The sequence below is a fragment of the Actinoplanes sp. NPDC048791 genome (genome assembly GCF_040650095.1).
In the GTDB taxonomy this organism is placed as follows: domain Bacteria; phylum Actinomycetota; class Actinomycetes; order Mycobacteriales; family Micromonosporaceae; genus Actinoplanes.
This window is the reverse complement of the sequence record NZ_JBEZGQ010001739.1, coordinates 1-1,045: the sequence shown is the minus strand read 5'-3', so window position 1 is coordinate 1,045 and position 1,045 is coordinate 1. Positions and strand designations below refer to the sequence as shown.

Annotated in this window: 1 protein-coding gene; it reads left to right on the top strand. The window is 74.0% G+C overall.

Going from position 1 to position 1,045, the window contains the following annotated elements; genetic code table 11:
* Positions 1-1,045, top strand: a 1,045-nt coding sequence (locus tag AB0C29_RS50080; protein ID WP_360835664.1) for a tetratricopeptide repeat protein, incomplete at both ends; no start/stop codon positions are given.

Sequence of the window (1,045 nt, the reverse complement as noted above, 5' to 3'; positions counted from 1 at the left end):
CGGGTGAGCTCGTCCGCCGCACCGACCCGGCCGGCGACCGGCGGGCCGCGCTGCAACGGCTGCTGGACCACTACACGCACACCGCGTACCACGCGGATCTGGTGCTGAACCCGGCCCGGGCGCCGATCCCGCTGTCGCTGGACCACCCGGCCGACGGGGCCCGGCCGGAACCCCTCGACGACCTGAAGACGGCGCTGAGCTGGTTGCGCAACGAACGCGAGGCGCTGCTGGCGGCGGTGCGGCAGGCCAAGGACGAAGGGCTGGACGCGCAGGCGTGGCAGCTGAGCTGGGCGCTGGACACGTTCCTGAACGAGCAGGGACGCTGGGACGACGAGGGCGCGGCCTGGGCGGTGGCCCTGCAGGCGGCCGAGGCACTCAGCGACGGGCCGGCCCTGGCGTACGCGTACTCGTTCCTCGCCGTGGCGGACGGCCGCCGGCAGCGGTTCGCGGCGGCCCGGGAGCACATGGGCCAGGCCCTCGAGCTGGTACGGGCCGCCGATGACCGGGCCGGCGAGGGTGAGTGCCTGTTCATCCTGTCGTACCTGTGCTGGTTGCAGGGCGGGCAGGACGACGCGCTGGTGCAGGTGGAGCAGTCGCTGGCGCTGTTCCGTCAGGTGGACGCACCGATGTGGGCGGGCAAGGCGAGCCTGGCCGCGGGCTGGTACCTGTCCCAGCGGGGTGAGCTGCGCGAGGCGCTGCCGTACTACGTCGAGGCGCTCGCGCTGCAGCAGCGGGCCGGTGACTACCCGAACGAAGCCGTGACCCAGGACAGTCTCGGCTGGCTGCAGCACCAGCTGGGCAACGTCGACGAGGCTGTCCGACATCTGCAGGACGGTCTGCGGCTCGCCCGCCGCCTCGGCAACCCGGCCCTGGAGGCCCAGATCCTCGGGCACCTGGGCGACGTCCACGAGAGCCTGCTGGACGGCGACACCGCGGCCGACCGGTGGCGGCAGGCGTACGAGATCCTCGCCGACCTCGGCCATCCGCAGGCCGCCGAGCTGCGCCGCAAGCTCGCCGCGACCGCACCGGGCGAAGACGCCCCGGC